Below are 7,371 nucleotides of genomic sequence, written 5' to 3'. Positions count from 1 at the left end.
CATTAAAGCTTTTTGTTAAAAAATAAGAATAGAAATGTTCATATGCTGCTTTATATGGACTTTCATTTGACAACTTTTCATGTTGTGACTGCTTCATACCATGGAGTAATTCTAAAATGAATGATTTATATTCACTGTTAAACAAAATTGGTATTAGTTCATTCTGAGGTGTAACCGAGTTAATAAATGTATTTTCTATATATTTTGCCCTTTGAAATGATTCGTCATTATCCTTTAACTTGTATAACCTACTACAAATTGCAGTGAATAATAAAAATAAAGTTGTAATTCTTTGTTGACCGTCGATAATTTCATAATCCTTAATACCTCTAATTGAATCAGAAGATTTTAATTTTACATTACTACTTAAAACTATTGTCCCTAAAAAGTGTGTCCATTCATTTTTGTCATTTTTAAAGCCTAGTGTAAAAGTAATATCATTTAATAATTCATCCCAGTTTCTTTGTTTCCAAACATATTCACGTTGATATCTAGGTATAACATATCTTGATTGCCTTTGAAAGATATCTAGTATTGTTCTATTTTCAGTATTAAAACCCATCTATAACCCACCTTTTAAACATACTATTCTGACAAGTTTTTTAAAGAATATAGGGACATGTACAATTCGTCCCTATATTTTAATATACGCTATCTATTTACTTCCACATAAACCTCGTTCATCATATCTTCCATAATATACGTCTTAAACTCGTCGTTTTCTAAAATCTTAATAAAGAACTCTTGATTGCTGCTCATTCGGTCAATAACGAAATCCATAAAAGATTTTTCAAAAGCGAATTTGAAGTTTTCTTTTGTGTTGTTTTTTGCTTTTTGGCGGATATCCTCGCTGTTTAACATATCCTCTTTCACTTGCTCACGAGAAAGGAAATCTGTTTCTGTGAATTGCGTGCCAAAACGCTCATTTAACTTATCTAAAATACTCGATAATCGTACCTTTTCGTCTTCAGGTGCACCCCCAGCTCCGTGTTTCTGTGGATCAAGTTCTACACCGCCCGTTTTCTCAAGCTTAATGCTACCTTCAAATACTTTTTGATTGCGGTAGTATTCAAGTGCTACATCATCCGCCAAGTAAACGTCCTTATCACCTCGACCACGTGGCAATTTACGTAACAAGTACGTCAGGTAAATATATTGCTTGTGTAGATCTAAATCGATAAATGTTACAACTTGTAGTACAAAGCCATACGTACGTGAAAATTTCGTTGCCACTTGTTTAAATGCGAATTGTTCTTCTACCGAAAGCTTTTTAAAACGCTCCACACCTTTATCGAGAACCGCATTTAACTCGGCTTGAGCCTTCGTAGACTTCCTCACACCGCCTATTACCTCAAGCTCATTTACCCTCTGCACTTCTTCTTCCGTACACACTTGATATGGCTCTAACTCGGCCTGCATATCATAAAGGATATTCGGATCAGTAATTTCTGATAGACTTGTCGATTCATAATAAGGCTGGAAAGACGCTTTCATGTCTTCTGGGTCATTTACAAAATCCAATACGAATGTATCGTCTTTACCAGGGCATGTACGATTTAATCGAGATAGTGTTTGAACCGCCTTAATACCGCTTAATGGCTTGTCAACATACATTGTGTGCAAAAGTGGTTCATCAAATCCAGTTTGATATTTCTCCGCTACAAGTAATACTTTGTATTCGTCAGAGTTAAATTTTTCAGGTAACTCTTTTTCAGAGAACTGATTCATTTCTGACTCGGTATAATTAATCTCATCATCTTTAACTGTACCTGAGAAAGCAACCACTGTTTTTAAATCATGGTAGCCCATATCTTTAATATACTTATCGAAAGCCATTTTGTAACGTACTGCATGTAAACGGCTCGCTGTTACAACCATTGCCTTTGCACGACCGCCAATTTTACGCTGCACGAAATTACGGTAATGCTCGATAATAATTTCTGTTTTTTGTGCAATACTATGTGGATGCAATGACACGTATTGTGCTAGCTTTTTCGTTGCTTGTTTTTGTGACACCTCTGGATCATCGTCTACAGTCTTTGCAATTTTCCAGAACGTTTTATAGGTCGTATAGTTTTCAAGTACATCTATAATAAAACCTTCTTCAATCGCTTGTCGCATTGTGTACTGATGGAATGCTATTGGCTTACCATCTAAACCAACAGTACCAAATTTTTCTAATGTCTTCGGTTTTGGTGTCGCCGTAAATGCAAAGAAAGATACATTATCTTGCTTACCACTTTTCATGATTGCTTCAACAATTTTTTCGTCCACATCATCTAAGTTTTCTTCCGCAATACGGTCTTCCTCATAAGCTGCTTCCAACGTTTTATCCGATAAAACATTCGTTAATGCTGTTGAAGCTTTACCACCTTGTGATGAATGGGCCTCATCAATAATGACCGCATACTTTTTACGCTCTAAGCCCGCTACTTTTTCTAAAATGAACGGGAACTTTTGAAGCGTCGTGATAATAATACGTGTCCCATTATTAATGGCACGTGCTAATTGCTCTGAATCTTTATCAATCGGCTCTACCATCCCTGCTTTATGCTCTAGCTGATACACCGCATCTTGCAATTGCTTATCTAGCACTCGGCGATCGGTAATAACGATCACACTACTAAAAATTGATTCATTGTCCTCGTTATGTAGTTTCGCTAAACGGTGTGCAAGCCACGAAATCGAATTCGTCTTGCCTGATCCCGCAGAGTGCTGAATTAAATAATTATGACCGACATGCTTTTGTGCAACATCTGCTTCTAACTTACGTACAACATCAAGCTGATGGAAACGGGGGAAAATGAGCATTTGACGCTCACCAATCGTTTCACCGTTTGAATCTTTAATGTCGTCCTTCTTAATAAAGATGAAGCGGTATAAAATGTCGAGCAAGCTATCTGGGGCTAAAATTTCTTCCCATAAATAATACGTACGATAATTGTCATCGTAAGTTAACGGATTACCTTTCCCACCATTATTGCCTTTGTTAAATGGTAGGAAGTATGTTTTGCCGTTATCAAGCTTTGTCGTCATAAATACTTCATCTGGGTCAACGGCAAAGTAAACGGCAACACGCTCATTAAATTTAAACAGCTGCTCACGTGGATTACGGTCCGTCTTTAACTGCTTCATCGCATGTTCAACTGTTTGATTTGTTAATGGATTTTTCAACTCCATCACAACAAGCGGCAAACCGTTTAAAAATAGCACCATATCTAAGCTATTATTATGCTTATCACTGTAATACACTTGGCGAGCAACGTTAAAACGGTTTTTCCCATACTGCTCATTTAATGTTTTATTCATATCCGTAGGTGGCTTATTATACGCAAGCTGTAACGTCACACCACGGTCTTTAATACCTTTACGTAAACATTCGACTAACCCTTGACGATGCAACTGATCTTTAATACGTTTTAACACTTCTTCTTTATAAGAAGGGCCATACGATTTCTCTAACGTACGCATTCGCTTTTCCTGCGTATCCTCTAAAAAAGCAAATAGCTCTTCTACGTCGATGGCATGCTGCTTGAAAGAAACACTCGCCTCACCTTCAAGTACACGCTTTTTATAACCATTCGCAATTAATGCTACCTCAATATTCGTTTCAAAACCTTTTTCCGAAGTATCCATTGACATCACAACTCACCTCACTCAATCAAATTCCATATCACGCACACTAATTTTGCCTGTTACCGCTTCATAGATTAGGGCTTGGCGGTATTCTTTTAGTTTTTCAATTTGATAGTTCGTCAATTCAACTAATTTGTCAACTTTATTTACATCTTTCTCAAGTTTACTTATAATACCCTCTTGTTCTTTTGCTGATGGCCAGGGTATTTTTATCTCACCAATTGTGTCGGTATTTAAATTTAGTTGAGTCCCCATTTTCCCTAAACCTCTATATGACTGACCACATGCAAATATATAATATAAAAATTTCTTATTATACTTATAATTTGGGAAATAGACAAAACCATCGTGAATACAACATTTTATATTGGATATACATGGTTTTCCTACAGTACCTGCAATACTAACAAATAAATCACCTGGATATTGTTTAATGCTTAATGAAGCACCTAATTCCGACATTACTTGTAATGTTTCATTTAAATACATTCCTGCTTTTGAAACATCAGCTATTCGTACCCATGCAAATTCTCCATCGTCATCAAAATACTTTTGATCATCAATAGGTCTAGGCGAAGCCCCTCTTTTTACTTGTGTAATATGCTTAATCTTTTTTATCTCCCAATGCTCAGGAATTTTACCAATCCACTCAACACCTGAATCTTTCATTTTCACATTCGGATTTAAACCTTTTGTAACAGCTTCTGTAATAATTGATTGGCGTTGTTCTTCTATCAATTCAATGTAATTCTGTTTCGAAAAGATTAAATCATTTACCTGTTTTATTTTTCTATCTAAGAATCTAACTATTTTTTTTTGGAGCTCAAAGTTTGGAAATACTACTGGAAATTCAGAAAGCATTGGTCTTCGAATAGAATCTACAGTTGATTTAGCTCCACCCATCAACACTTCAAACTTCAAGTTAGACATTAAGTAATAATACAAATATTTACCAAGTGTATTTTTAAATTTAGTAAACACATATACCCTTTGATGTGCAGCAAACTTCCCCTCATAATAATGGAATACCTTTCCTACCCCTACTCCATCACCAGCAGTCATAATTGCTTCTTCATCGTGTGTAAACTCGTCTAAACTTTCAACATGTGGTGAACGAACAAAAAACGGATATTTTCCACCAGGTAGTTTATCCTGAGTATCTTTACTTCCAGTATTAATATCACATAAAAATTTTAATTTTAGTGTTCTCCAATTTTTAGGTACCTCACCTAACCATTGCACATGGGATTCTTTAGTATTACTCATTCCATCACCTTCTTCAACTGCAACGCAATCTTGGCTTCCAATGCTCGAATCTCGTTCATAATTTCTGCAGAGTTGCGCAATGCTGTATACTTGTAGAACTGACGAGTGAATGGAATTTCATAGCCAATTTTTGTTTTTGTTTCATCGATCCATGCATCTGGTACATGTGGTAATACTTCACGTGCAAAATATTCATGGATGCTTTCTTTTAACGGCACGTTTTCAGTATCACGTAAGTCTGAATCCGGCTCGATGTCTGTTTTATTTTTCATACATACGTCAGCTGTTTCATCTTTTTCAGATAGACCGGCTAAAATTGCCTTTAATACTGGTGCACCGATTGTAATATCAGCTTGCTTGAAAGCATCTTTTACCTCTTTCATGAACTCATCACGATTTTTATATACTTTATCACTTGCTAACGTTCGTAAAACATATAAAATTTGTGTTTGCAGCTTTTTACCTTCTTCGATTTCAAAGTGGCCTGCATCGCCTTTTTTCTTCGAAGTTGCTAAGTTCCCAAAACCTTTTTCCTCTACGACACGTGCAAGACGCTCTTCGTTGACTTGGAAGTTTAAACGAAGTGGTCGTTCTACTGTAATTTTGGCATAGCCAAAGTCTTCATTATCAAAAACTTTCACATATTCATTTGGCTGTGCATCGCCGTATAAGCGTACGATTTCGTTAATTTGCTCTTCTGTAATTTCGTTACGCTTGCTACCCATCGACTTTTTCATTTTTTTCGAGAAGTCTACGGCATTGACTAAACGTACTTTCCCTTTATGAAGAGGTGCTTTATTGTTCGTTAAAATCCAAATGTACGTTGCAATACCTGTGTTGTAGAAAAGGTCGTTCGGCAGTGCCACGATGCCTTCTACTAAGTCGTTTTCAAGCACATACTTACGAATTTCGCTTTCACCAGAGCCTGCATCACCTGTAAATAACGGCGAACCATTCATAATGATTGCAAAACGAGAGCCTTGTGGATTTTCTACTGTGACTGGCTTCATTTTTGACAGTAAGTGCATTAAGAATAGCAGCTGTCCATCACTCGTTCTTGGTGTTCCTGGACCAAAGCGACCGTCAAAACCTTGTTTCTCATGTTCTTCTTTAATTGGCTTCTCATACGATTTCCAGTCCACTCCGTATGGCGGATTTGAAATTAAGTAATCGAATTTATCACGTGGGAATTGGTCGTTTGATAACGTGTTCCCTAAACGAATGTTACGTGCGTCTTCCCCCTTAATAAGTAAGTCTGCTTTACAAATCGCATATGATTCAGGGTTAATTTCTTGACCGAAGAACTCTAAGTGTGCTGTTGGGTTTTGACTTAGTAAATACTCTTGTGCTACAGAACCCATACCACCCGTACCTGCTGCACAGTCATACAATGTTTGAGTTAAGCCTGGCTTCGTTAAAATGCTCGCATCGTCATGTAAGAATAATAAATGCGTCATAAGGCGAATTACTTCACGTGGCGTATAGTGATCCCCTGCTTCTGCATTTTCATTGAAACGACGGATTAATTCCTCAAATACATAGCCCATCTCAATATTTGACACTGTTTCTGGATGTAAATCGATTTCACTAAAGCGTTTAATAGTTAAGTACAACAAGTTATTTTGATCGAGCTTATCAATTTGGCGGTCAAAGTCAAAGTGATCCATAATATCACGAGCCACTTTTGAGAAACCATTTATATAGTCACGTAAATTATCAGCGATGTTATCTGTATCTGTTAATAGCTTGTTGAAATCATATTTACTTGTGTTATGGAAGTTTTGCTTTGAAACACGATTTAAAATCGGCTCACGAGCATCTTCATTCATTGCAGCAAACTGCTCTGCCTTTGCTAATACTTCCTCTTTTGTGCTCTCTAATACACAGTCAAAACGACGTAATACTGCTAATGGCAAAACGATTTTACCATAGTCTTCTGGTTTATATGGTCCACGTAAAATCTCTGCGATTGACCAAATGAAGCTTACTTTATCTTGGAAGTTAATCATCTTATATACCTCATTTAATAAATTTTTTTCGAATCTACTTTCATTTATGTAGATTGAGCCCATTTAAACAATTTTTTTAGTTGCAAATCTCTTGGTAATAGCTAATCTTATTTTATCGATTATATCATTTTTTGACACCATACTTACTGATTCGTCAAAATAGATAACATTATCTACAATTATAAGTGTTCAAACAACAAAAAGTAATGTGAAATCGTCTCAATTCAGTCAAACTATAAAATCGGAACCCTCCAAATCCCAATCTGTAACTAAAATGTTTGTGACTTCATTTGCAAAACTCATATATTTATTCAATCGTAACTAAACGTATAATGTTACTGACACTCTGTTTTGACAAGAAATTGACGTACTTATTTGTCCATATTCTGACGGAATTGCTGACCGATAGAAAGGGGAAGCCTGCACTAGCTTCCCCATTTACTAAATATTAACCTGATAG

The 7,371-nt window shown here is 36.1% G+C and carries 4 protein-coding genes; all 4 read right to left on the bottom strand.

Annotated elements, in window-relative coordinates:
- Window positions 1–562, bottom strand: a 562-nt coding sequence (locus tag G6554_RS24930) for a DUF262 domain-containing protein (RefSeq protein WP_166246791.1), incomplete at its 3' end; no start/stop codon positions are given.
- Window positions 563–651: 89 nt separating this feature from the next.
- Entirely contained in the window at window positions 652–3,642 is a 2,991-nt protein-coding gene (locus G6554_RS24925; RefSeq protein WP_166246790.1) for a type I restriction endonuclease subunit R, read from the bottom strand.
- Between the two features lie 15 nt (window positions 3,643–3,657).
- Window positions 3,658–4,902 (bottom strand): restriction endonuclease subunit S, encoded by a 1,245-nt coding sequence (locus G6554_RS24920; RefSeq protein ID WP_166246789.1) that lies wholly within the window; start codon window positions 4,900–4,902, stop codon window positions 3,658–3,660.
- Entirely contained in the window at window positions 4,899–6,911 is a 2,013-nt protein-coding gene (locus tag G6554_RS24915; RefSeq protein WP_166246788.1) for a type I restriction-modification system subunit M, read from the bottom strand. Before G6554_RS24915 ends, G6554_RS24920 begins: the two co-directional genes overlap by 4 nt.
- Window positions 6,912–7,371 lie beyond the last annotated feature (460 nt).

Origin of the sequence: Bacillus sp. MM2020_4 (genome assembly GCF_011250555.1) — a bacterium.
Taxonomy (GTDB): Bacteria; Bacillota; Bacilli; order Bacillales; family Cytobacillaceae; genus Neobacillus.
This window is presented reverse-complemented; position numbering and strand designations above follow the sequence as displayed.

Excerpts from the sequence above, each read along its gene's own strand:
- G6554_RS24920 (WP_166246789.1), bottom strand. The coding sequence starts at position 4,902 with ATGAGTAATACTAAAGAATCCCATGTGCAATGGTTAGGTGAGGTACCT.
- G6554_RS24915 (WP_166246788.1), bottom strand. The coding sequence starts at position 6,911 with ATGATTAACTTCCAAGATAAAGTAAGCTTCATTTGGTCAATCGCAGAG.
- G6554_RS24925 (WP_166246790.1), bottom strand. The coding sequence starts at position 3,642 with ATGTCAATGGATACTTCGGAAAAAGGTTTTGAAACGAATATTGAGGTA.